Raw genomic sequence first — 22,890 nt, 5'->3', positions numbered from 1 at the left:
TTCAACCTTACTGAATTCTGTAGAGTGAACGATTTACATAGTAGAACTGAAGAATCTGTTGGAATGTCTGACCCTTTTCAGCCCAGTACTGAGAACCCCACTGTGCCATTTTCTGCGCGTTGCGATATTGCCAGTTTGGGTCGTTCTGAATGCCCGCGCGATAATTCAATTCGATAATTTCGCCGCTTGGATTTGTATACGCCTGGTTTTGAATGGCGTTAAACGCGGCATTGGTTGTCGGCTGAGCCGATAAATAGCGGAACAGTTGAAAGTTAGTCGTGTTGTCCACGTCGAATGTAAATCCGTCGATGGTCACGGGGTGTAGATGGTGGTACCAAGCGAACATTTTGATCGCCATTGCACCGGCCTTCAGGGACTCCGAATTCCAGGACGGCATCCATTCGTTTGGCAAGACATCCTCGCAGTATTCATAAAACGGTATCGATTGGACGTAAATAATGCGTCCGCGTGGGTCCGGTTCACCACTCCAATTGTTTTCGCGGATTGCGATGCGCATCGTCGACGGCAAGCTCGTGTTGTAGATGGTCTGTGCCGCCTCGGCTCTTGGCATGGTGGAGACTGTCAGAGCGGTCACTGAGGCGCCGACGACGCCGAGCGCCAACGCGATTTTTGCTGTACAGGTGGACACTGTGCTTCCCTCGCTTTGCTGGGAAATTTGTTGTTACTTTACCCACTCGTCTTGCGCTCATACGTCACTTTTGATGTGTGACATTAAAAATCGCAAACGGTAGAATGGGGTCAACGTTATGTAAAACGAGGTGCTGCACATGCAGAAACTAAATTTGACGGGTACTTCCAAGCATCAGACAGACGACCAGATGAAAGGCCTCTCCGCCATCTTTGTCGACGGCGATGAGGTGTTTGTAGATAATGGGGCAATTCACGCGAAAAGCCGGCTGGAAGTTGGTGTAAAGTTCGTTCCATCGCTCGATGAGGTCCCAAACCCAAGGCGCGTCGAAGGAGTCTGGGTCACGCTCAAGCGCCAGGAGAGCGGCCTTGGCTACACGGGGGCGATGCCTTTTGAATTATGGATTGACTCCGCAAACAAGTTGGGGTACAAAAAACTGTCGGACCATGTCAATCAGATGGACAAAGCGGTTCGCGGCCAGGTTGATTTGAGCAGGATGTCGTCCGAAGCAATCCAGAAAGTGGGTCAGTACGTGCAAACGATTCGGCCTGATTTGTGGGAGAATGCGACGGACGCGTTCCGAAGTGCTTTTTCTTCGTAGATAACTGACTAGGAGGCAACGGATTCGTTGAACCAGAACGAAACACCGCTATTTGATACATTGCTTCACCACGCAACGCGAAAACCCATTCAGTTTCACATCCCAGGTCACAAGCACGGCCGGGGAATGGACTCGAGGTTTCGCTCGTTCGTCGGTGACCAGGCCCTGTCGCTGGATCTCATCAATATCGCGCCACTCGATGACCTTCACCATCCGACAGGGGCTATCAAGCGCGCACAGGAGTTGGCGGCACAGGCGTTCGGCGCAGATTACACGTACTTTTCGGTGCAAGGGACGAGTACGGCCATCATGGCGATGGTGCTTTCGACGGTGGGGCCCGGAGATAAGATTCTCGTTCCGAGGAACGTGCACAAATCTGTCCTTACCGCCATCATTCTCGCAGATGCTCAACCCATCTTCTTGCTACCCGAGGTGGACGCGCGCTTTGGCATCTCGCATGGCTTGTCCGTCGAGGTGGTCACCGATGCGCTAGTGGCGCATCCGGACGCGCGGGCGCTCGTCGTCATCAATCCGACGTACTTCGGCATCTCCGCCAACCTCGAACGCATCGTCGACGTAGCGCACAGTTACGGGGTTCCTGTGCTGGTGGATGAAGCACACGGCGTACACACCGGATTTCACTCGGCGTTGCCCCTGTCCGCTATGCAGGCCGGTGCCGACATGGCGGCGACCAGCGTGCACAAGCTCGGTGGGTCGATGACCGGATCGAGTGTGTTAAACATCCGGGAAGGCATGATTGACCCGAGACACGTACAAGTGGTCATGAGTATGCTCACGACGACGTCCACGTCTTATTTGCTGTTGGCCTCGCTCGACGTTGCGCGAAAAGAGCTGGCGGCGCACGGCCACGAGCGAATCTCGAAGGCGATCGATCTGGCGCTGCAGGCCAGACACCGGCTGAACGAAGTGCCAGGGCTCGTCTGCCTCGATGAATCGTGCTTGAACAGCAGTGCCACCTTCGCACTAGATCCGACGAAGTTGACCATCTCCGTCAAAGACCTAGGGGTGACTGGCTATGATGTGGAACGAATGCTTCGTGAGAATTACAATATAGAAGTAGAACTCAGCGACCTGTACAACGTACTGTGCATCATTTCGTGGGGAGACGAGCAAGCGGATATCGATGCGTTGGTTCACGCACTCACCGAGATTGCCCATGCATATCAGGATAGGCAGGGCAAGCGTGAAGTCGTCGTCCAACTGCCGTCGATGCCGGAGCTCAGAATGTCTCCGCGATCGGCATTTTATGCCAAGACTGAAATCGTTCCGCTGCAAGCTTCTGTCGGACGCACGATGGCGGAGATGGTGATGGTCTATCCACCGGGCATACCGATTTTGTTGCCGGGTGAAGTCATCACGCAGGACAACATCGATTACATCGAGGCAAACCTTCGGGCGGGCTTACCGGTTCAGGGGCCAGACGACCCGGAAATTCGGCTGATTAAAGTGGTTTGTAACGAATCGTGAGGAGGTTCGCACATGAGTGAATTACACGTAGGCGATGTGGCACCAGATTTTTCTTCCATCGACCAGGATGGGAACACGGTGTCTTTAGAAGGTCTCAAGGGACAAGTCGTCGTGCTCTACTTCTACCCGAAGGACGACACGCCGGGCTGCACGAAGGAAGCGTGTGCGTTTCGCGATATGAGCGCGACGTTCGCCGAGGCAGGGGCAGCGATTTACGGCGTCTCAAGGGACACTGCGAAGTCGCACCAGAAGTTTCGCGAAAAGTACAGCCTCAATTTTCCACTGCTCGCCGACGAGGATAGCGCGATTTGTGAGGCATATGGTGTGCTCAAAGAGAAGAATATGTACGGGAAGACCAGCATCGGGATCGAGCGCACGACGTTTATCATCGATGCAGACGGGAAGATTGCGGCCATTTTCCCAAAGGTCAAAGTGGACGGCCACGTCGACGAGGTGTTGGCAAAGGTCCGCGATCTCGTTTGAGTCGCGGATGCGACGGCTTGGCAGTGCGCGTATAATGAGGAGTGAAAGGGGAGTGATTTCATGATTACGCTCACCGAGACGGCAGCACAGAAACTCCAGGAGATGATCGAGGCTCAGGGACCGGCTGAGGACGCACTTCGCTTATACACGAAGCTCGGAGGTTGCACCGGGTACAGTTACGGCATGGCGCTGGATACTGAGAAACCGGATGACCATGTGTTCTCCATCCGGGGCGTGAAGGTCGTCGTCGACAGCGAGAGCCTCGAGCTCATCGATGGTTCCGAGGTCGATTACATCGACGACCTGACCGGCCAGGGATTTAAAATCAACAATCCAAACGCGACCTCTATGTGCGGTTGTGGTTCCAGTTTTCGCACTGCTACCGCAGCTGGCCAGCCGGGGTCCTGCGATTGATCACGCGCGATAGAACATGACCAGAGGGCCTGTGGGCGATTTGCCCCAGGCCCTCTGGTGCATCTTAATTCGATGGAGCGATGGCCTCGTGTTTGAGAAAGTTCTGAAAGACCCAGTACACGACGAAATTTTGTTCGACGACCCCCTGCTGTGGGCGCTCGTGAACACGCCTGCGGTTCAACGCTTGCGGCGGATCCGCCAACTGGGTACATCCTACATGACTTACCATGGAGCGGAGCACACGCGCTTTGCACATTCCTTAGGCGCCTACGAGACGATGCGGCGGGTCCTTGTGCACCTCGAACGCGAGTGTGGCTGGCCGAGTGACCCGCGCACACGCAGACTCGCCCTCGCTGCGGCACTGCTACACGATTTGGGGCACGGGCCGTTCTCCCACACTTTCGAATCCATCCTCGGCGTTCATCACGAACGGTGGACGCATCGCATCATGCTGGAGGACGATGCGCTGCGTCAGGTTCTCGACACAGTGGACTCCGACTTTGCCAAGGACCTTGTCTCCATCCTGCAGAAGGATGGTCGTTTCTTGGCCATCGAGGCGTTGGTATCCAGTCAGCTCGACGTGGATCGGATGGATTATATGTTGCGAGACGCGTTGTCCACTGGCGTCTCGTACGGGCGGTTTGAGCTCGCCCGCCTGATTCGCTCGCTGACGGTTCAGGACGAGCGCGTCTACGTCAAGAGACAGTCTTTACATACGGTGGAACAATATCTGCTCGCGCGCTATTTCATGTACGTGCAGGTATATCTGCACCCAGTGACCGTCGGCAGCGACGTGCTAGTGGAAAATATATTGCGCCGAGCGAAGCATCTGCTCGCGGACGGGGTGGCTATCGAGATCCCAGAAGCGCTCCTGCCTGTGTTAACCGGATCAGAGGTCAGCGTGGCATCCTATCTGAGGCTGGATGAGTCGGTCCTTTTGTATGCGTTTCATCAGTGGTCGACGTCATCTGATCAAATTCTGTCAGATCTGGCTGACAGATTTCTGACGCGGCGGCTGTTCGCGCCGATTGTGCGGGACGGGGCGTCGGTGAGTGAGTGGGCGGCCTTGCGAACGATGGCGAAGGCGATGGGATTCTCTCCAGATTACTACGTAACGGAGCGGGTGTCGACGATACCGGGGTATGAGGTGCTTGGGCAGGGGTTAACGCTGCTCAACGACTTCGGCGAATGCTCGGACTTGAGCCAGGTGTCGAAACTGATTCGCACACTTGTCCCAAGCCAAGAACATCGCCTCTTCCTTCCAAAAGAGATGCTCGAAAGTGACAACGAGCCTCTTTCAAATCGCGTTCACTCCATCGTGTTCTCGCGATTGTGACGCGGTTTGTTGCGGCGAAACCAGAAGACTAGCACAGCGACGACGAGGATGAGGGCGCCGATGTACGTCAATGGTTTCAGCTTCTCTTCGATGGCGCTCCAATGCGCGTGCAACTGGAATCCAGCATAAGTCATCGCAAGGTTCCACGGAAGCGATCCCAACACCGAGAACAGGATAAAGCGCCACACCGACATTTTGGCGACACCTGCCGGCAGCGACACGAACGTGCGGACGGCGGGTACCATCCGGCCGAAGAACACCGTAATTTCACCGTATCGCTCAAACCAATGGTCGGCTCTATCCAAGTGGTGCACGCTCAGCAGTATGTATTTTCCATACCGTTGGATGAGCGGTCGTCCACCGTATCTTCCCACGGCATAGGCGATGATGCCGCCCACCACGTTGCCGGCGGTGCCGATGACGACGACCGACCAAAGATTGAGCAGGCCCTGATCCGCCATGAATCCGCCGAACGGCATGATCACTTCTGAAGGGATAGGGACGCACATACTCTCGATCATCATGAGTAGGAAGATGGCTGTATTTCCGTAGTGGGAGATCAGCACACTAAGCCCGGACACGTCGAAATCCTCCGTTTCTCGTGGTAACATATTTGATACCTTGTCATAAGACTTGGTTATCGTAACTCATCTGGTCAAAAAAGTGAACGGCGGTCGAGGTGACCGATTTCGACAGGAATTAACGTTGACAAGGGTTTGGATTATCCCCAAAATGATGGGGATGGCTTGGAGAAATCTTGTCAGCACGCTCCACGTCTTTAGGCTGACGTAGAAAGTTGAGGGTTAGTGCATGTCCCTGCTTCACGGTATTTTGAATGTCGTGTACGTGTTCATGCAACTTTTCACCGGGGCCATTGGCGTGTATCAGATTATCATGTCCGTCTTTGGATTCTGGCACCGGAAGGAAAAGGTTATTCATGGTGCGAAGAAGCGCTTTGCCGTCATCATTCCTGGACACAACGAAGAACGGGTTGTAGGTCCGCTCGTTGACAGCTTGAAGGCACAGGAGTATCCGGCTGAATTGTTCGATGTGCACTTGATTGCAGATAACTGCACGGATCATACAGCAGATGTTGGACGCCTCCACGGTGCGATTGTGCACGAACGGGAGGACAAGGAGAAGCGAGGTAAGGGATTCGCCATAGAGTGGATACTGGAGCGCTTCCAAGCGTCTGGTGAACAATACGATGCGATTGTCATGTTTGATGCGGACAACTTGGTAGATCCTGCGTTCTTGACCATTATGAACGACAAACTTTGTCGCGGTCACAAAGTTATTCAGGGGTACCTCGGGATCAAGAACCCATTTGATACCTGGGTTAGTGTTTCCATGGCAATTTCTTATTGGTTTAGTAATCGGATGTGGCAAAAGGCTCGGCAGAACTTGCGCTTGTCGTGTTCTCTTGGAGGGACCGGTCTATGCGTTGACTACCCACTGTTGCAAGAGATGGGGTGGGAGGCCACAGGTCTTACAGAGGATCTAGAATTTGGCGTTCGTTGCGTGGAACGCGGTGTCATCCCAATCTGGGCGCACGACGCCAAAGTGTACGACGAGAAACCGACCGATATCCTCTCCTCGTTCAGACAGCGGCTGCGGTGGATGCAAGGACATTTCCACTGCGCACGGCACCACATGGTTCCGCTGCTCCGACAAGGTTTGCGAGAGGGCAGTCTGGTCAAGCTCGACGCGGGCATTTATCTATTCCAGCCGGCTCGGTTTCTCATCCTGTTCCTAACCTCCATCATGATGCTCTTACAGATCTCAACGCCAAAGGATACAGTGATGGCGCAAGTCACTCACTTGCTCCCCACGGATTTCTGGGTGGGTGTGAACGTGTTTATGTACCTTCAGATGCCGATCGCACTGTTGCTCGAGCGCGTCAATTGGCGGGCGTATTTCGGATTGCCAATTTTACCGTTCTTTTTGTGGACTTGGGGACCTGTGACCTTGCAGGCCTTCTTTACAAAGGCCAATCGCAAGTGGTCACATACCGTGCACAAGCGCGCCATCCGGTTGGATCAAATGCGCAGCCGTTAAACACTGCATCAATACGCGGTGCACGATTCAGAAGCACATCGTTTACACAGCGATGTGCTTCTTTTTACATCCTCCGTTCCGCCTTCGTCAGAGTTTCGCTTGAGTCTCTGCCGCACCGATTTTCGCCAGCGCATCGCGCATTGACATGCCCGGTACGATGCCGATGGCTTCCGCTCCTTGCGTGCAACTTTCAACCTCACCGTCGAGCAATTCCTGCATCGTCCTCACTCCGACTGCACGAGCGGCAATGATGCCTCTGTCCGCGAGTTGTTCGCGCAAAAGGGTAATATCCAACGCACCGCACATGATATAACCGGTGTCGTTGCTGATGGTCAACAGATTCGTCTTTGGCAATGCCACGTGCGTGGCGACAAAGCGGTATCCTTGTACTTCGATTGGCTTGACGTCCATCATCTCGACGTACCTCCTTCTGGGTGTTCGCTCGCTTCAACATATTCGGGTCAACGCGCCATCGTTTCCTGCTCCATCCTTATCAGGTATCTGTACTCGGAATTGAGATGTGATACCATACATCTGATGTATAATTCACGAAGTTTGAACAAATCAGGAGGGACAAGCTGTTGGGATCGCGCATTGAAGTGATTCAAGAACTGTGTGACGTACACGGTATTTCAGGCTATGAGTCGAATGTCAGAAAGGTGTACGAAAAGCACTTGACACCGCTGTCCGAGCGGATAGAACGGGACAATATGGGCGGGATTGTCGGCGTGAAAACCGGCGATGCGAATGGGCCTCGCGTCCTGATTGCAGGGCACCTAGACGAAATCGGCATGATGGTGACGAACATCACAGATGAGGGATTTGTCAAGTTCCAGACCATCGGCGGCTGGTGGTCTCAGGTGATGCTGTCACAACGCGTCATCGTGCAGACGCGCAAGGGTGACATCGTGGGTGTGACGGGGTCGAAACCGCCCCACATCCTTCCGGCCGACGAGCGCAAGAAGGTCGTCGAGATCAAGGATATGTTTGTCGACATCGGTGCGTTTAGCCGCGAGGAAGCGGAGGAGATGGGCGTTCGGGCAGGGGACGCCATCGTGCCGTGGAGCCCATTTACACAGATGGCCAACTCGAAGATGTTCGTAGCCAAGGCACTCGATAATCGCCTGGGCTGTGCGACTGCACTCGAAGTGCTGCGCGACTTGCAAGGACAAGCGCATCCGAACATCGTCTTCGCCGGGGCCACGACGCAAGAAGAAGTTGGTCTGCGCGGCGCGCGGACGCTCATCCATCAGGTCAACCCGGACATCGCGATCGCACTCGACGTAGGCATCGCGGGAGACACGCCTGGCGTACCTGCGGACGAGCGTGCGCACTTGGCGGACGTCGGTAAAGGGCCGCTTCTGATGTTGTTCGACGGATCGATGATTCCAAACAACCGCTTCCGCGACTTTGTCTTGGACACCGCCAGCGATGCAAACATCCCTGTTCAGGTAGAGAGCCTCTCCGGCGGCGGCACCGATGCGGGTTCGTTCCACCTGCACGCCTCCGGGGTCCCGAGCGTTGCAATTGGCTATGCTACGAGATACATTCACAGCCACAACGCGATTTTCCACGAAGATGACTTTGAGAATGGCGTCCGACTCCTGACCGAGTTGGTCAAGCGTTTGGATAGCACAGTGGTCAAGGATATTCAACAGTGGTAAAGTGATTGTGGATAAAAGGGCGCCCTTCAATGGCGCCCGCCCTAATCGGGGAGGGCAACACATTCATGTCAAACGTCCCGCACTTTGTGCATGGTCTATGGAGTAATTCGCCGCTAATGGCTGCACTTTGTGCTATCTTAATCACCCAAGCGTTAAAAGTACCCATCCATTTCGTGCGCACGCGCCTGTGGGACAATCACAAAGTCATCGACGCAGGCGGGATGCCGAGTTCGCACGCCGCGGGCGTCGTGGCTCTCGCGGGCGCACTCTGGTTCGTCGTAGGCCCACAATCGCCCGTGTTTGCCACTGCGGTCGTGTTTGCCGCCATCGTGCTCTACGACGCCGGCGGTATCCGCCGCCATGCTGGCGAACACGCGACCTTGCTCAACCGCATTGCAATGGAGTTTGCGCAACGTTCCACCGAGGAACCGGCTGCGACGGAACACATGGAAGGCGAGCGGCTCAAGGAGATCCTGGGTCACGAGCCGATGGAAATTTTTATTGGTGGTCTCATTGGACTCGTCATTGGCATTTGCTTCGGCAAGTGGTGGTGATCTCATGAAGGGCGATGTCTCGTCGTGGCCGCGCGCCTTTGGACTGCATACGAACCGGAATCAGTGTTGTGAACGACCGCACTCCGTACTCATCTTTCCCGTGCTGTTCCACAATCTCGTCTGGGTTCACCACCCGATTCGCGGGTGGGAGGTTCCTGGCGGCAAGCTCGAACCAGGCGAGGAAGCGTTGGGTGCGGTGCGGCGCGAGGCGTACGAGGAGGCCGGGCTGGAACTGGGGGCCGTTTTCTGGATCGCCGAATATCAGATTGTATTCGAGGGACAAGTCGTCCCCAAATGGGTGTTTGTCGCCGACGTCGTGGACGTCAGGGCGCGTCCCAACACATCGGAGATCGACGACGTTCAGGTGTTTCATCCTGTGCTTGATCCGACTCGCGCACGGACGCGGCAGAATGTGAGCCCAATCATGAAGGATATCGTTTACCAGCGCGTTTGGCCGACGGTCGAGCGCGTCTTACATACGGGGAGTGTCAGCGAAGCATGTTTATAACAGCAGCGCAGAAGGAACAAATTCGCACCTGGCTGATGGGGCTTCAAGAGCGGACGGACTGGATGCTGGCGCTTGCAAAACGGCAGGATGCGTGGGAAAGGGACCTCACGTGGCGTCTGGCTGCGGAGCGCGCACTCCACACCAGTGTCGAGTACACGACAGACATCGGAACGCTTATCATCGATGCCTTAGTCATGCGTGATCCGGGCGGATACGCGGACATCCTCAAAGTACTCGTGGAAGAGGACGTATTGCCCGAGGAATGGTTTGCCGCCGTCTACGGGGTATTCGACTTGCGCGCTCGTTTTATTCGAGATCACGCGAACGTGCAACCGGGCGAAGTACGCGCCGCCATCGAAACGTATGCGCCTCTGTTCGCCCCGTTTGCCGATCACATCACTCGGTTTGTTCAACTGTGATAAAACCGTGAGTTGCTGATAGGGCGAACGTCGCGCTGTGGAGCGACGGGGGCGTACACCTCCACCTCGCAGTCGTGCTTTACACCGAATTGAAGGGCACTCTGCTGGCTGTCGACGAGCACGTCGATGTGGTGGCCGCGTATGGCACCACCGGTATCTTCGGCAACTCGCCATCCAATTCCGTCGATGTAGAGCAATGAACCGTACGGGATCACGTGTGGATCGACTGCCACCGTCCTGCCCGTAGCTGCTAGTGTCCCTGTTGAAGTGATTCCATACCCGGGTTCACCTGGGGACTTGCCAGTAGAACGCCGGTCCAGATTGTATGCCGTGAGCAGGAAGGTCGCTTTCGTGGGATGGTACTGACTTAAATCATATGCCTTTCCACCCACTGTAACCGCTCGATCCGAGAGATACAGATGATCTTCCACATGTGCAAAGGCGATTGGCGTTTGACCCATCGCAGATGTCACCAGCATGGTACACACAAACCAGAGTCGACGTGGAAATACCTTCTTTATGTCCATATCACTACATTTACCGGATCCGTTTTACACAATACAACCAAATTATGGCATACCTGAATCGTGCGGGAATTTTGAGTTCCAGAAATCTCCGTTACGATTTTAAAGAAAACTTGTTATACTTCTACTTGACTTGTTTAACCGTTATGAAGTTTTATTAACCTTGTGAAAAAGTTAAGTCTTTTTGGCCTCTCTAATATTTTCCATAGATACGTGGCGCTTTGTTAGATAGGTCGCTGTTGATTGTTTTGAGGGAAAGAGGGGAAATTTGTGTCGAACGTACTCGAAGTGAGAGACTTACAGATCGAATTTAAAATTGACGAAAAATACTACAAGGCCGTTCAGGGAGTAAACTTTCACATCGCACCAGGAGAGACATTAGGACTTGTGGGCGAGTCTGGCTGCGGCAAGAGTGTCACGTCACTCTCCGTCATGCGGCTTCTCAAGGAACCTACCAAAGTGGGCGGCGAGATCGTATATCAAGATCGCGATCTGCTTAAATTGACTGAACAGCAGATGCGGCGCGTTCGCGGCAACGAAATCGGCATGATTTTCCAAGAGCCAATGACATCGCTCAATCCGGTTCACAAAATTGGCAGGCAAATCGGAGAAACGCTTCTATTGCACCGGGGCATGAACGCGAGCCAGGCGCGCAAAGAGTCTATCGAGATGCTGAAACGGGTCGGCATTCCGCGCCCAGAGCAAATTGTTGACGAATATCCGCACCAATTGTCGGGTGGTATGCGCCAGCGCGTGATGATTGCCATCGCCATGGCCTGCAATCCGTCGCTCTTGATTGCGGACGAGCCGACGACTGCGCTCGACGTGACGATTCAGGCGCAGATTCTCGAACTGATGAAGAAGTTGGCGAAGGAGAACGGCACGTCGATTTTGCTGATCACGCACGACTTAGGCGTCGTCGCAGAGACCTGTGATCGCGTCGCCGTCATGTACGCGGGGCGAATCGTCGAAGAAGGCCCTGTTCGCAAGATTTTCAAAAATCCACAGCACCCGTATACGCGCGGTCTGTTGAATTCGATACCGAAACTTACGGGCGAGCGCAAACGCCTAGAGCCAATCGAAGGGAACGTTCCATCTGTCCGCAACATGCCGGATGGGTGCCGATTCGCACCTCGCTGTCCGTTTGCGATGGACAAGTGCGTTGCACACAACCCTGATCTTTTCGAGGTCGAGGATGGCCACAGATCACGTTGTTTCTTACAAGAGGGGGGTCAATAATGGCGCAGGGAACACCACTTTTGCAAGTCGAAGGCTTGAAGAAATACTTTCCCATCAAACGCGGCGTGTTCCGCCACACGGTGGGTCACGTTCGCGCGGTAGATGGCGTGGACTTTACGCTCTATCCGGGTGAAACCCTCGGCGTCGTAGGCGAGTCGGGCTGCGGTAAGTCGACCATGGGCCGCAGTGTCCTTCGCCTCCTTGAACCGTCTGCTGGTAAGGTGATCTTTGAGGGCAAGGACGTCACGAAGCTATCAAAATCTCAAATGCGCGCCATGCGCCGCGAGATGCAGCTCGTCTTCCAAGATCCGTATGCGTCCTTAAACCCGCGCAACTCGGTCGCGCAGACGCTCATGGAGCCAATGCAGATTCACCATATCGGCAACCGTTCTAGCCAAATAGAGCGCGTTCGCTCCTTGTTGGACCGCGTGGGCTTGGACCCTGAATACGCGAGCCGCTATCCACACGAATTCTCTGGCGGCCAGCGCCAACGTATCGGCATCGCTCGGGCGTTGACGTTGAACCCGAAGCTGATCATTCTCGACGAACCGGTTGCAGCGCTCGACGTGTCCGTCCAGAGCCAAGTGTTGAACCTGTTGGAAGACCTTCAGACAGATTTCAATCTGACCTATATCTTCGTAGCGCACGACCTGAGTGTCGTTCGTCACATCAGCGATCGAATTATGGTCATGTATCTCGGAAATATGGCGGAGTCGGCGACGAGCGATGACCTGTTCGACGATCCGCTTCACCCATACACGCAAGCGTTGTTGTCTGCCGTACCGGTTCCTGACCCTGACGCTAAGCGCGAACGCATCATTTTGCAGGGTGACCTGCCGAGCCCGGCAAACCCGCCAACTGGATGTCCGTTCCACACTCGTTGTCCGATGGCCATGGATATCTGTAAGCGCGAAAAGCCGGTTTGGAAAGAAGTTAAGCCAAATCACCAGGTCGCGTGCCACCTGTATTAAGTCACACAAAGGTACTCGCGCATCGTCGGTACCAGGGATGAGGGAGGTAACATTATGTCGACAAATGTAGGTGCAGTGGCACATGCACCGTCGAATGCTAGAATGCGCAAGTTTAAAAAATCACTGAAACGCTATCCTTTGGTTTATATCGGTGCCTTGATTATCGTCGTCATGGGGCTCATTGCGATTCTCGCCCCGTGGATCTCGCCGCACAGCCCGATTGAAACGTTTAACAGCGGTTTGAATGACCAGGGTATCCCTGTTGGGCCATCCCGCATGTTCCCGTTAGGGGCGGATGGCAACGGACGCGACGTGTTGTCTCGCGTCATCTGGGGCGGCCGCATCTCGCTGCTCATTGGTCTCTTGTCGATGATTATCAACTTGGTGGTCGGTACCGTGTTGGGGCTTATCGCCGGTGTGTTCGGTGGCTGGGTGGACTCGCTGGTCATGCGCATCACCGATACGGTACTCGCCTTCCCGTTCTTGCTCTTCGCGTTGGCACTCGTCGCCATCCTCGGGTCAAGCCTTTGGAACATCTTGCTGACCATTGGTATCTTGGGCTGGGGCGTCATGGCCCGCGTCGTGCGCGGTCAAGTTCTTCAGGTTCGCGAGTTGGAATACGTTCAAGCAGCCAGAGCGCTTGGCGCGACCGAATGGCGGATTATGTTCCGCATCGTCCTGCCAAACGTATTCGGCCCAGTCATCGTGCTTTCGACGCTCAACGTGGGCTCGAACATCTTGGCAGCGGCTGGCCTGAGCTTCCTTGGTATGGGCATTCAACCTCCGACACCGGACTGGGGCGGCATGATTCAAGAAGGTCTAACAACCTATACGTATGCTCCATGGGAATTGTATAGCGCAGGTATTGCACTTGTGATTACCGTTGTTGGATTTAACATGCTTGGTGATGGACTGCGAGATATTCTCGACCCTCAGTCCATGACCCGCCAGTAAGGTAGACGAAAGGAGGGCGTCCACGTGGGTGCATATATTATCCGTCGTATCGGGCAAGCCATCATCGTGTTAATCGGCATTTCCATCATTGCGTTCCTGCTGCTTTACGCAGTGCCAGCGGATCCGGCCCGCATCATCGCCGGTCCACACGCCACGCCGCAGACCGTCGAACAAATTCGAATCGATCTCGGCCTCAATCTCCCCATCTGGGAACAGTACCTGAAGTACATGGGGAACTTGCTCCAAGGCAACTTGGGTACGTCGTACATTTTCCACACATCCGTCATGTCGCAGATCTCCGGACGTATGGGACCGACGGCTGAATTGGCTCTTGGATGTTGGATTATGGAGCTCGTGATTGGCATTCCGCTCGGCATCTACACTGCGCGCCACGCGAATAAAGTGCGCGATGTCGTCATCAGCGCCTTGGCGCTCGTTGGTATTTCGCTTCCAGTGTATTGGCTGGGACTCATCTTGTTGATTGTGTTTGGCTTCAAGATCCCAATTTTCCCACTCGGTGGAACAGGTGGTATTTATCACTTGATTCTCCCGGCCATCACCTACGGCATCACGGGTGCAGCCTACTACTTGCGCCTGTTGAAGTCGACGATGCTAGATGTGATGAATCAGGATTACGTGCGCACCGCTCGCGCCAAGGGCGCTAGCGAACGGCGCGTGATCTACAGCCACGTGCTTCGCAACGCCTTGATTCCGGTCATTACGTTTGCCGGCATCGATATCGGCACGCTGCTCGCTGGTGTCGTCCTCATTGAGGAGACGTTCAACTGGAACGGCATGGGTATGTTGGCCTACCAGGCTATCGGCAACCAGGACATTCCCGTGATTATGGGCACTGTCTTGCTCCTCGCCGTGTTCGTGGTCGTGTTCAACCTCCTCGTGGATATCGCGTACGGATTCGTAGATCCTCGCATTCGCTACGACTGATCTGCGAGAAGAAGTTTATGCAACAGCTCAATCAAACTGATGGGGGTGTCCCAAAAGTACTTCGGTACTGAGGGGCGCCCCGTTTTATCTATATATGTTCAAATTTTACTGTTTGTACACAAAAAGAAATCGCTCATTTCGGTAAAATGTAACACAACGAATTTACTCCTCTCGTCAGATCGCTAAGGCGCTACGGGAGAACATTCATTTTATGTGGCTCAGCACGCGTCAAACGCCCGACTTCCGTACCATTAATCGGTTCCGTTCGGAACGGATGAAGGACATTGTAGAACAAGTTTTTGCAGCGGTACTTGAACTGCTTATTGACGAAGGGTACGTAAAGTTCGAGCATTACTTCCTGGATGGAACCAAAATTGAGGCGAATGCGAATCGCTACACCTTTGTCTGGAAGAAATCCACAGACCGTTTTCAGTCTCGGTTACAAGCACAAATCCGGGAGTTGCTGACGGAAATCGAGCAAGCAAACCAACAGGAACAACGAGAATACGGAGAACGAGATCTGGAGGAGTTGGGAAAGGACCAGGACCAGCCTATTACTTCTGAACAGTTGGATACGGCGGTGACCTCTCTGGAGCAACAGCTGAGTGAATCCCCAAAGAACAACCCCTCCGCAAGGCGATACGGAAAATCCGTAAGGACTACCTGCCTCGATGTGAAAAATACGAAATGCAGCAAGCTACATTTCAGGACCGTAACAGTTTCAGCAAAACAGATCCGGATGCCACCTTCATGTGGATGAAGGAAGACCACATGAAGAACGGACAACTTAAGCCTGGTTACAATGTCCAAGTGGGAACGGAAAATCAATTCATTGTTGGATTTAGTATTCACCAGAGACCGACCGATACGCGTTGCCTCATTCCCCATTTTGAACAAATGTGGGAACGGTTCGGCATCTTACCCCAATCCGTGATAGCAGATGCCGGATATGGTAGTGAAGAGAACTACTCATGGTTGGCACATGAAGAGATAGAAGCCTTCGTAAAGTTCAATACATACTATCAAGAGCAAACCAAGCGTTTCCAAAATGATATTAGTCGGTTTGAGAACTGGATCTACGATGCTGAACGAGATGAGTACATCTGCGCTGGCAATCAGCGACTGACGTTTCGGTACGGACGAACGGTCAAAACGGAGGCAGGCTACTCATCGAAAAAACGCTATTACCAGTGCGACGCCTGTGGGACATGTCCTCTCAAGAATCAATGCACCAAATCGAAAAACAACCGCCAAATTGGAGTCAGTGTAACTTTGCAAGAGCACAAGCAAAGAGCACGAGCGAACTTGACAAGCAAACGTGGGCGAAAGCTCTCCGTACAGCGAATGGTGGAGGTGGAAAGCGTGTTTGGTCAGATCAAAGGAAATCGGGGATTTAGACGATTCCTCCTGCGGGGCATTCCGAAAGTCACCATCGAAATGGGGCTGGTGAGTGTTGCGCATAACCTACTGAAAGTGGCAGCGTCCCTCGCCTAGGAACGCCGCCATTTCGTTGCGTATTTTCTTAGTTGAACATAGTCCTAACAACAGAGAAGGGTGTTCCGCCAGGCATAGAAATACCTTTTGGGACACCCCCTTTTTCTATGTTTCTACTTTATTCGACAAAATTCTCTGTGCTTTTCTATGAAAAGTACTTGAGTACCCAGCAGATTCACTTTATAATTTAAATCGTTCTGATGATTGTAATTTTCGATTAACTCAAACAGACAGAGTAGACAGTACTCCACGAAGGCTCTGAGCAAATCGAAGAGTTCCAGAACAAGATATATAGAACGGGGGAAATGTGATGTCAGTATCATGGAAGAAGGGGCTCGCCACCGTAGCGTCTATCGGTATGGTCGGCGTTCTTCTCGCGGGCTGTGGCACCAACAGCACAGCGCCAGCATCGAATGGAAGCAGCTCGTCAACGGGATCCAATTCGTCGAGTTCGAAGCCGGTTGAAGGCGGCTCCATCACGCTCGACTCCACACAAGCCGTACCAGACCTCGACCCGGCTATCGCGTTTGATACGACGTCTGCAGAAGTAGACGAGGCAGTTTACGACACGCTGATTACGTATAGCAAGAACACGTATACCATCGTGCCTGACCTCGCTACGAGCTGGGACGTCTCTCCGGATGGCAAGACCTATACGTTCCACCTCCGACAAGGCGTAGAGTTCTCGAATGGAGATCCGATGGACGCCTCAGACTTCGTCTTCGAGTTCCAACGACTGCTCGACAAGAACATGCAGCCGAAACCATCTCCTGGCAACCAGTTCTTCATGGACATCCAGGGTGCTCAAGCGTATTACAACGGCACAGCTAAAACCATCAGCGGTGTATCCGCACCAGATAAAAACACATTGGTCATTAAGTTGGTGAAACCTGAGCAGTTCTTCCTGAAGGTTCTCGCAATGCCGTTTGCCTCTGCGGTTGACCCTGCGTTCGTCAAGAAAGTGGGCAACGCCGCAATGGATACCACGGAGGCGATGGGTACCGGCCCGTTTGAGGTTCAGACGAACAATCAGAACCAAACGGTCCTGGTCAAGAACCCGCACTACTGGAAGAAAGACAGTTACGGACAGCAACTGCCTTATCTCGATAAAATCACCATCAATGTGAATAACAACAGTACGGTCGACGCACTGCACTGGGAACAAGGGCAGACTGCATTTATGAGCCCATGGCTCATGGGCGGGGACGGTATCCCGACTGCTCAATTCCCGACCATCATGAACTCGCCGAAGTACAAGAATATGGTGCTCAAGCAGGACCAAAACTCTATTTACTATATCGGATTGAACGTTAAGCCTGTACTGAATGGCAAACCAAACCCGCTCAGCAACGTGAAGGTACGCCAAGCGATGGAGTACGCATTTGACGACAGCCAGTTTATCAAGATCAACAACGGTGCTGTCCTGGGTCTGAACCAGCCATTGCCATCCACGATGGAAGGCTATGTACAGAATCTAGATCCGAGTGCAACATACAGCCTCGACATCTCGAAGGCGAAGCAGCTTCTCAAGGAAGCTGGCTACGCGAACGGCTTGACCGTCGATATGTGGGATGAGAACACCGACACGGCTCAGAAGGAAGACCAAGCATTCCAGTCTATGATGAAGCAGATTGGCATCAATGTCGTCCTTCATGAAGTGACATGGAAGGACTTCTTGACCAAGGCGATGTCCGGTACCGCTCAGGTTTACCAGAGCGGTTGGGTTCAGGACTTCCCAGACGCATCTGACTTCTTGAACACACTCTTCAATTCGAATCAGATTGCTGCAGGAAACAACATGAACAACTACTCTGACCCACAAGTTGATCAATGGCTCAACCAGGCTGAGTATTCGACCGACGCTCAAGAGCGCGACAAGCTGTACGGACAGGTGATCAACAAGGTCATGTCCGATGCAGCGTGGATTCCAACCATCCAAAACATCGGTTACTACTGTGTGCAGTCTTGGGTGCACGGCTTCTACACCAGTCCAGTCATGTATGATCCATTTGGCTCCATCTGGGTCGACCCAGGTCACAACAGCTAATACTCCATACGATTCTTATCGGCCATCGACCGGTTCCGCTTCTCGCGGGGCCGGTTTTGTTTTCAGTGCCTGGGCTCAAGTCGTTTCTCCGTAGTCGCTGCTTCTGCACCACATTGCATAGTTTTGGATTCCCGTGATATACTTATACGGTTATTTATACGTGAGCCATTAGCTCAGTTGGCAGAGCACCTGACTTTTAATCAGGGTGTCCCGCGTTCGAGTCGCGGATGGCTCACCACACGCATCACCCGTGAAGGCCGCTCATACGAGCTGCCTTCTTTTTTGAACCTAGGGCGTGAGCTGTTCCCATCCGACCATGTAACCTCCGAGAAGAGTTTCTATTGACAGGTAGCGTGCATGTCCTGTATATTATTTTGTGCGGTCTTCGGTTTGCTAGTTGTGCGGAAGTGGCTCAGGGGTAGAGCATCGCCTTGCCAAGGCGAGGGTCGCGGGTTCGAATCCCGTCTTCCGCTCCACAGAGGCACGCAAGTCGCGCTTCGCAACCGAGGATTCCCTTCGGGGAACCGACATAAGTCAGATGCCTGGCAGCACTTGACTGTCGAATCCCGGTTATAGGTAACCAACCACCATGGAGAGGTGGTCGAGTGGTTTAAGGCAGCGGTCTTGAAAACCGCCGTGTTCGCAAGGGCACCGTGGGTTCGAATCCCACCCTCTCCGCCAAAAAGCCAATAATGACGCGGGTTCTCGGGAATTTGGTTGTTCCTTGGAACCCGCGTTGTTATTTTCTTGTGTGCCTTCAGTGTGCCTAATTGTTTTTGTGTGCCTTTTGTGATCCAAGTAGCGTCCCCATGACTTGCAGTACTTGTTCCTGCATACCGGGAACGACGTGGCTATACGTGTCCAGAGTAAGGTTTGTAGTGGAGTGGCCTAACCGTTCTGCAACGATTTTAGGATGGACATTACCAGCCATAAGTAGCGTGGCGCTTGTATGGCGAAGGTCGTAGACTCGAATTGTTTCAGGCAATCCGGCTTTACGCAAGATTGGTTTGAAGTGACGTTTTGATATTTTCGTCCCATCGGAGTAGTCGCCTAGTTCATTGGGGAAAACTAAATTTTTGTCCTCCCAATACTCCGCTACTTTTATTCTCTCTTCGGCTTGGCGTGCCTTGTGTGCCCTTAAGGTGGCTATAGTTCCATCCGTGATATGAACACTCCGTCGAGACTTCCGTGTCTTAGGTTCACCAAAATAGCGTTTCGACTTTCCTGTAGACATAGCTTTTGTAACGTGTACAATGCCGTTTTTCAGGTCAATGTCATCCCACGTTAGAGCTAGTGCCTCACCTGGACGAAGACCAGCGTCTACCAAAAGAACAAAGTAAGCATAATAACGGTCATCGCGTGCAGTTTCAAAGAAACGTTGAACCTCATTAGGGTTAAGTGGACGCATTTCACGGCGTTGGGCGCGGGGGACATCTACAAGGTCAGAAACATTGCGACTAACAAGCCCCCATTTAACCGCTTGATTTAATGCGGAATGCAGTACGCAGTGAACATGGCGGGGAGTGTCAACGCCATTATTAGCAAACAGGGTGTTGTAGAATTTCTGAACATGGTCTGCCCGCAGTTCGGATGTCTTGATGGGTTCTGGTGCAAAAACACCAGGCATGCTAGTATTGTCCGGATAAATTTTAGGGATGAGGCTGACATGCTATGAATGCGTTCAAATGGAAGCACTTCGAAACTCATATTATCCTAATGGCGGTTCGGTGGTATTTGCGATACAGCTTAAGTTACCGGGACATCGTCGAACTGCTAAAAGAAAGAGGAGTTCAGGTTTCTCATACCACAATCATACGATGGGTCCATCAGTTCGGTCCAGAGTTGGACAAGCGTATTCGACGTTATTTGAAGCCGACCACCGATTCCTACAGAGTTGACGAAACCTATATTAAAGTGAAGGGAAAATGGACTTATCTATATAGAGCAGTGGACTCTAAAGGGAAAACTGTTGACTTCATGCTGTCCTCAAGTCGAGATGTTAAAGCTGCAAAGCGATTCTTTAGAAAAGCACTGTCTTCGCCGCATAATCAAACGCCGCGAGTCATCACCGTAGATAAAAACCCTGCTTACCCCCGGCACTACAGCAATTAAAGGACGAAAGGGAGATACCGCAAGAAACCTCAATCCGGCAGACGAAATACCTGAATAACATTGTTGAACAAGATCATCGATTCATCAAGAAAATCACGAACCCGATGATGGGGTTCAAATCGTTTCAAACTGCTGACTACACACTCAAGGGCATTGAGGCTATACACATGATACGGAAAGAACAGGTCAAAGCACCTCACGTACCTGCCTTTTCCATCGCAGATTTTATTAGTGACCTTTTCCACTTCGCTGCATAACCCCACATCAACGATATTAGGCTCCATCTATACCTTCTCTTGATTTTTGCACCAGAACCGATTTGACTGATTCCCCAGGGGTTCTGTCCTTGAGGGAATCTTCGTTTGCCCCCATCTTCATTTACCCCACTTGACAATTCAAAATTGGAAATTCATTGCCGCCAGGAGAAGAAACTGTGGTATTTACACCAAATTTCACTTGACTTTTCAGAATGACCCCAACAATCCCCGAGAAGGGCTAACCGCTCTATCTCATCTGAATTAGGGTTACATTATGTTGCCAGTGGTCAGGTCTCATGAGCAGTACCAATCGTTCGTTCAGCAACAACTGCATATTCACTATGCAAATGGGTCGCTTTGTTTGTCTCCAAAGACTGGTCACTTGTTAAGAAGTTCTGGATCACCGACCTCTCTGGCACGTTTAACTTACTCCAAGAAAATTTCTCGTGTCGTGGTCCAAAGTCCATTGACCCTGCCGACTTACTGCGTTCGTATCTGCTCATGCTTCAGGTTGGAGAACCATCTGTCACAGAGTGGGTCAATCAATTACGGCGCTGCCCATTGTATGCTATCCTTAGCGGCTTTCAGTACGGGCAAACGCCAGGCGTTGGTACGTTCTACGGCTTCTTCCGACGGTTGTGGTCTTGTAATTCTGCAAATCTTTCACCCAAACACAGACTCAACCGTAAGAAAATCAAAGGTGGCAAAAAGGGTGAAAAGGCACCCACCAAAGCGTACAGCAAGATCGCAAAACTAATAACTCAACTACAGAAGCGTTCCAGCAACAAGGTCCAACCTTTCGACGTTCTACTTAGATTATTTCAACGTCAATTTCTTGCCGTCTCTGCGAAATCCAGCTTATTAGGTAATTTCTATTGCTAGCGATGGAATGCCACTTCAGACAGCTACCCAAGTTCGCAGTCGGCGACTTTGCAACTGTCGCGAACTCGGCGTTGTACCATGCAGGTGCTATCGTATCTACTCCCAACCCGACTGTGACATGGGGAGGGACAGTTATCGAAACAAATACTTCTTCGGTTATCACCTTTATACATTTGTTGCCGCCGATAGCCCCTACGACCTGCCGCTCTATCCCAGGTTGCAGCGAGGTTCCCGCCATGATGCGACATCGTGGGTGGTTAGTGCCCGCGAGTATGTTGAACGCTTTCCTGATTACACCTGGGACAAGGCAATTTTAGACGCTGCACACGACGCGCTGCCAATTTACGAGTACCTTCATTCGCGAAGTATTAAGCCGTTCATTGATTTGAACTTGCGCAGTACAGGAAGTAAAGGAGTTCAGAAGGATGACATCACATTTTCCCCAACTGGGATCCCCTTCTGCAAGAAGGGATTGGAGGTGAAAGACCGTGGATATGACAGTACACGGGGTCGACGCAAATACTATTGTCCGCTCGTCGTAAAAGGCGTGGTGACTTGTGATACGCCTTGTTCCGATTCACCTTACGGAAGATGCGTTCACACATACACCAAACACAATCCTCGCTTGTTCCCACCCGTTGCCCGCAACAGCAACGAGTGGGTCAATGTCTACAAACGCAGAACCACCTGCGAGCGTAGCAACAAGCGAGTAAAAGAGGATTACCACCTCGAAGCTGTCAAGCATCGCAGTACCATGATGTGGACAGTCCGCATCTACGGTATCGCCATGTGTCAACACATGGACGCTTGGTACCAAGAGAGCAATCTAGACCTGAGATCGATGCTCTTGTCAGCCTGAGAATACCCCAATCATACCATCTCCAGCGATGACTTTTTGAAAATCGGATCGTCATCGCTCTGTTTGCTATACCCTTTTTCATGGAACATCGTCCCAACAACCATGAAACCGTCGATTTCCAGCGGATTTCTGGAATTCCACCTGATTTATCTCACTTTTCAAGACTCCAATGCCGAGAGGCTATTTTAAGAATGTTTCATTCGTTTTTTCCCTTGCCTTTTCTAACACTGACTGGATAAATGGACCCTTAAGGTCGGTACATGTTTGTTGGTCGGAAGCTTCAATTGCCAACTTTTGCTTGAGATTCATGTTTTCACTTGCGTATCAGGTGTTTCCTCAAATAGTCGCGGAAAAGTATGATGTTATTCCAGTCATTGCTGGCGCAGCCGAGAGTAAAAATACTTTACGGGAGGCACGCTATCTCTTGGATTG

At 52.4% G+C, this 22,890-nt stretch carries 24 protein-coding genes, 3 tRNA genes and 1 pseudogene; 23 read left to right on the top strand and 5 right to left on the bottom strand.

What is annotated here, in order from left to right; all coding sequences use genetic code 11:
• Positions 1 to 7 precede the first annotated feature (7 nt).
• Positions 8 to 649 carry a SpoIID/LytB domain-containing protein gene (locus NZD89_RS21065; RefSeq protein WP_268004661.1) on the bottom strand — a complete coding sequence of 214 codons (642 nt, stop codon included), beginning with the start codon at positions 647 to 649 and terminating at the stop codon, positions 8 to 10.
• 139 nt (positions 650 to 788) lie between these two features.
• Here NZD89_RS21065 and NZD89_RS21060 point away from each other — a divergent pair, with 139 nt between their 5' ends.
• The 5 genes from NZD89_RS21060 (at position 789) to NZD89_RS21040 (ending at position 4,971) form a co-directional block, all read left to right on the top strand.
• Positions 789 to 1,250 (top strand): YwhD family protein, encoded by a 462-nt coding sequence (locus NZD89_RS21060; RefSeq protein WP_268004660.1) that lies wholly within the window; start codon positions 789 to 791, stop codon positions 1,248 to 1,250.
• Positions 1,251 to 1,277: 27 nt separating this feature from the next.
• Positions 1,278 to 2,738 carry an aminotransferase class I/II-fold pyridoxal phosphate-dependent enzyme gene (locus tag NZD89_RS21055; RefSeq protein WP_268004659.1) on the top strand — a complete coding sequence of 487 codons (1,461 nt, stop codon included), beginning with the start codon at positions 1,278 to 1,280 and terminating at the stop codon, positions 2,736 to 2,738.
• A 12-nt stretch (positions 2,739 to 2,750) separates the two neighbouring features.
• Positions 2,751 to 3,221 carry a thioredoxin-dependent thiol peroxidase gene (gene bcp, locus NZD89_RS21050; RefSeq protein WP_268004658.1) on the top strand — a complete coding sequence of 157 codons (471 nt, stop codon included), beginning with the start codon at positions 2,751 to 2,753 and terminating at the stop codon, positions 3,219 to 3,221.
• A 60-nt stretch (positions 3,222 to 3,281) separates the two neighbouring features.
• Positions 3,282 to 3,635 carry a HesB/IscA family protein gene (locus NZD89_RS21045; protein ID WP_268004657.1) on the top strand — a complete coding sequence of 118 codons (354 nt, stop codon included), beginning with the start codon at positions 3,282 to 3,284 and terminating at the stop codon, positions 3,633 to 3,635.
• Between the two features lie 88 nt (positions 3,636 to 3,723).
• Complete coding sequence (locus NZD89_RS21040; RefSeq protein WP_268004656.1) at positions 3,724 to 4,971, top strand: HD domain-containing protein; 1,248 nt, start codon at positions 3,724 to 3,726, stop codon at positions 4,969 to 4,971.
• Here the strand turns inward: NZD89_RS21040 and NZD89_RS21035 are convergent.
• Entirely contained in the window at positions 4,944 to 5,582 is a 639-nt protein-coding gene (locus NZD89_RS21035; protein ID WP_268004655.1) for a DedA family protein, read from the bottom strand. The genes NZD89_RS21040 and NZD89_RS21035 overlap by 28 nt on opposite strands.
• Positions 5,583 to 5,781: 199 nt before the next feature.
• Between NZD89_RS21035 and NZD89_RS21030 the strand changes: the two genes are divergently transcribed.
• The gene (locus NZD89_RS21030; protein ID WP_268004654.1) at positions 5,782 to 7,029 is read left to right on the top strand and encodes a glycosyltransferase family 2 protein; all 1,248 of its coding nucleotides are present in this window, start codon (positions 5,782 to 5,784) and stop codon (positions 7,027 to 7,029) included.
• An 87-nt stretch (positions 7,030 to 7,116) separates the two neighbouring features.
• Here the strand turns inward: NZD89_RS21030 and NZD89_RS21025 are convergent, their stop codons facing one another.
• Positions 7,117 to 7,443 carry a YunC family protein gene (locus NZD89_RS21025; RefSeq protein WP_268004653.1) on the bottom strand — a complete coding sequence of 109 codons (327 nt, stop codon included), beginning with the start codon at positions 7,441 to 7,443 and terminating at the stop codon, positions 7,117 to 7,119.
• Between the two features lie 167 nt (positions 7,444 to 7,610).
• Between NZD89_RS21025 and NZD89_RS21020 the strand changes: the two genes are divergently transcribed.
• The 4 genes from NZD89_RS21020 to NZD89_RS21005 all read left to right on the top strand — a co-directional run bounded on the left by NZD89_RS21020 (position 7,611) and on the right by NZD89_RS21005 (position 10,174).
• A complete protein-coding gene (locus NZD89_RS21020; RefSeq protein WP_268004652.1) occupies positions 7,611 to 8,693 on the top strand; it encodes a M42 family metallopeptidase in 1,083 nt (360 codons plus the stop codon).
• Positions 8,694 to 8,758: 65 nt separating this feature from the next.
• Entirely contained in the window at positions 8,759 to 9,247 is a 489-nt protein-coding gene (locus NZD89_RS21015; protein ID WP_268004651.1) for a divergent PAP2 family protein, read from the top strand.
• A gap of 4 nt (positions 9,248 to 9,251) precedes the next feature.
• Complete coding sequence (locus NZD89_RS21010; protein WP_268004650.1) at positions 9,252 to 9,755, top strand: NUDIX domain-containing protein; 504 nt, start codon at positions 9,252 to 9,254, stop codon at positions 9,753 to 9,755.
• Positions 9,746 to 10,174: a DUF86 domain-containing protein gene (locus NZD89_RS21005; RefSeq protein WP_268004649.1), complete on the top strand. Its 429-nt coding sequence runs from the start codon at positions 9,746 to 9,748 to the stop codon at positions 10,172 to 10,174. Before NZD89_RS21010 ends, NZD89_RS21005 begins: the two co-directional genes overlap by 10 nt.
• Here NZD89_RS21005 and NZD89_RS21000 read toward each other — a convergent pair.
• On the bottom strand, positions 10,165 to 10,635 hold the full coding sequence (locus tag NZD89_RS21000) for a 3D domain-containing protein (protein ID WP_268004648.1): 471 nt from the start codon (positions 10,633 to 10,635) through the stop codon (positions 10,165 to 10,167). The genes NZD89_RS21005 and NZD89_RS21000 overlap by 10 nt on opposite strands.
• 333 nt (positions 10,636 to 10,968) lie before the next feature.
• Between NZD89_RS21000 and NZD89_RS20995 the strand changes: the two genes are divergently transcribed.
• The 10 genes from NZD89_RS20995 (at position 10,969) to NZD89_RS20950 (ending at position 19,029) form a co-directional block, all read left to right on the top strand.
• Positions 10,969 to 11,937 carry an ABC transporter ATP-binding protein gene (locus NZD89_RS20995; RefSeq protein WP_268004647.1) on the top strand — a complete coding sequence of 323 codons (969 nt, stop codon included), beginning with the start codon at positions 10,969 to 10,971 and terminating at the stop codon, positions 11,935 to 11,937.
• Positions 11,937 to 12,908, top strand: a complete 972-nt coding sequence (locus NZD89_RS20990; RefSeq protein ID WP_268004646.1) for an ABC transporter ATP-binding protein — start codon at positions 11,937 to 11,939, stop codon at positions 12,906 to 12,908. Before NZD89_RS20995 ends, NZD89_RS20990 begins: the two co-directional genes overlap by 1 nt.
• Before the next feature lie 54 nt (positions 12,909 to 12,962).
• Positions 12,963 to 13,862: an ABC transporter permease gene (locus NZD89_RS20985; protein ID WP_268004645.1), complete on the top strand. Its 900-nt coding sequence runs from the start codon at positions 12,963 to 12,965 to the stop codon at positions 13,860 to 13,862.
• A gap of 24 nt (positions 13,863 to 13,886) precedes the next feature.
• The gene (locus tag NZD89_RS20980; RefSeq protein ID WP_268004644.1) at positions 13,887 to 14,807 is read left to right on the top strand and encodes an ABC transporter permease; all 921 of its coding nucleotides are present in this window, start codon (positions 13,887 to 13,889) and stop codon (positions 14,805 to 14,807) included.
• Positions 14,808 to 14,967: 160 nt separating this feature from the next.
• On the top strand, positions 14,968 to 15,567 hold the full coding sequence (locus NZD89_RS20975) for a transposase (RefSeq protein ID WP_488798536.1): 600 nt from the start codon (positions 14,968 to 14,970) through the stop codon (positions 15,565 to 15,567).
• A gap of 11 nt (positions 15,568 to 15,578) precedes the next feature.
• Positions 15,579 to 16,301, top strand: a complete 723-nt coding sequence (locus NZD89_RS20970) for a transposase (protein WP_268004641.1) — start codon at positions 15,579 to 15,581, stop codon at positions 16,299 to 16,301.
• Between the two features lie 310 nt (positions 16,302 to 16,611).
• Positions 16,612 to 18,348: an ABC transporter substrate-binding protein gene (locus tag NZD89_RS20965; protein WP_268004640.1), complete on the top strand. Its 1,737-nt coding sequence runs from the start codon at positions 16,612 to 16,614 to the stop codon at positions 18,346 to 18,348.
• A gap of 162 nt (positions 18,349 to 18,510) precedes the next feature.
• Positions 18,511 to 18,586 (top strand) — tRNA-Lys (locus NZD89_RS20960).
• A 163-nt stretch (positions 18,587 to 18,749) separates the two neighbouring features.
• A tRNA-Gly gene (locus NZD89_RS20955) sits at positions 18,750 to 18,824 on the top strand.
• A 115-nt stretch (positions 18,825 to 18,939) separates the two neighbouring features.
• Positions 18,940 to 19,029 (top strand) — tRNA-Ser (locus tag NZD89_RS20950).
• Between the two features lie 85 nt (positions 19,030 to 19,114).
• Here NZD89_RS20950 and NZD89_RS20945 read toward each other — a convergent pair.
• On the bottom strand, positions 19,115 to 19,975 hold the full coding sequence (locus tag NZD89_RS20945) for a tyrosine-type recombinase/integrase (protein WP_268004639.1): 861 nt from the start codon (positions 19,973 to 19,975) through the stop codon (positions 19,115 to 19,117).
• A 44-nt stretch (positions 19,976 to 20,019) separates the two neighbouring features.
• Between NZD89_RS20945 and NZD89_RS20940 the strand changes: the two are divergent.
• The 3 genes and pseudogenes from NZD89_RS20940 to NZD89_RS20930 all read left to right on the top strand — a co-directional run bounded on the left by NZD89_RS20940 (position 20,020) and on the right by NZD89_RS20930 (position 22,458).
• A pseudogene (locus NZD89_RS20940) lies at positions 20,020 to 20,717 on the top strand (IS6 family transposase).
• A 357-nt stretch (positions 20,718 to 21,074) separates the two neighbouring features.
• Positions 21,075 to 21,599, top strand: a complete 525-nt coding sequence (locus NZD89_RS20935) for a hypothetical protein (RefSeq protein ID WP_268004637.1) — start codon at positions 21,075 to 21,077, stop codon at positions 21,597 to 21,599.
• A gap of 7 nt (positions 21,600 to 21,606) precedes the next feature.
• Entirely contained in the window at positions 21,607 to 22,458 is an 852-nt protein-coding gene (locus NZD89_RS20930; RefSeq protein WP_268004636.1) for a transposase, read from the top strand.
• Positions 22,459 to 22,890: the final 432 nt, after the last annotated feature.

It is taken from the genome of Alicyclobacillus fastidiosus (genome assembly GCF_026651875.1).
In the GTDB taxonomy this organism is placed as follows: domain Bacteria; phylum Bacillota; class Bacilli; order Alicyclobacillales; family Alicyclobacillaceae; genus Alicyclobacillus; species Alicyclobacillus fastidiosus.
This window is presented reverse-complemented; position numbering and strand designations above follow the sequence as displayed.

Excerpts from the sequence above, each read along its gene's own strand:
- NZD89_RS21060 (WP_268004660.1), top strand. The coding sequence starts at position 789 with ATGCAGAAACTAAATTTGACGGGTACTTCCAAGCATCAGACAGACGAC.
- bcp (WP_268004658.1), top strand. The coding sequence starts at position 2,751 with ATGAGTGAATTACACGTAGGCGATGTGGCACCAGATTTTTCTTCCATC.
- NZD89_RS21045 (WP_268004657.1), top strand. The coding sequence starts at position 3,282 with ATGATTACGCTCACCGAGACGGCAGCACAGAAACTCCAGGAGATGATC.
- NZD89_RS21035 (WP_268004655.1), bottom strand. The coding sequence starts at position 5,582 with ATGTTACCACGAGAAACGGAGGATTTCGACGTGTCCGGGCTTAGTGTG.
- NZD89_RS21030 (WP_268004654.1), top strand. The coding sequence starts at position 5,782 with ATGTCCCTGCTTCACGGTATTTTGAATGTCGTGTACGTGTTCATGCAA.
- NZD89_RS21025 (WP_268004653.1), bottom strand. The coding sequence starts at position 7,443 with ATGATGGACGTCAAGCCAATCGAAGTACAAGGATACCGCTTTGTCGCC.
- NZD89_RS21015 (WP_268004651.1), top strand. The coding sequence starts at position 8,759 with ATGTCAAACGTCCCGCACTTTGTGCATGGTCTATGGAGTAATTCGCCG.
- NZD89_RS21010 (WP_268004650.1), top strand. The coding sequence starts at position 9,252 with ATGAAGGGCGATGTCTCGTCGTGGCCGCGCGCCTTTGGACTGCATACG.
- NZD89_RS21005 (WP_268004649.1), top strand. The coding sequence starts at position 9,746 with ATGTTTATAACAGCAGCGCAGAAGGAACAAATTCGCACCTGGCTGATG.
- NZD89_RS21000 (WP_268004648.1), bottom strand. The coding sequence starts at position 10,635 with ATGGGTCAAACGCCAATCGCCTTTGCACATGTGGAAGATCATCTGTAT.
- NZD89_RS20990 (WP_268004646.1), top strand. The coding sequence starts at position 11,937 with ATGGCGCAGGGAACACCACTTTTGCAAGTCGAAGGCTTGAAGAAATAC.
- NZD89_RS20985 (WP_268004645.1), top strand. The coding sequence starts at position 12,963 with ATGTCGACAAATGTAGGTGCAGTGGCACATGCACCGTCGAATGCTAGA.
- NZD89_RS20970 (WP_268004641.1), top strand. The coding sequence starts at position 15,579 with ATGAAGAACGGACAACTTAAGCCTGGTTACAATGTCCAAGTGGGAACG.
- NZD89_RS20965 (WP_268004640.1), top strand. The coding sequence starts at position 16,612 with ATGTCAGTATCATGGAAGAAGGGGCTCGCCACCGTAGCGTCTATCGGT.
- NZD89_RS20945 (WP_268004639.1), bottom strand. The coding sequence starts at position 19,975 with ATGCCTGGTGTTTTTGCACCAGAACCCATCAAGACATCCGAACTGCGG.
- NZD89_RS20930 (WP_268004636.1), top strand. The coding sequence starts at position 21,607 with ATGCCACTTCAGACAGCTACCCAAGTTCGCAGTCGGCGACTTTGCAAC.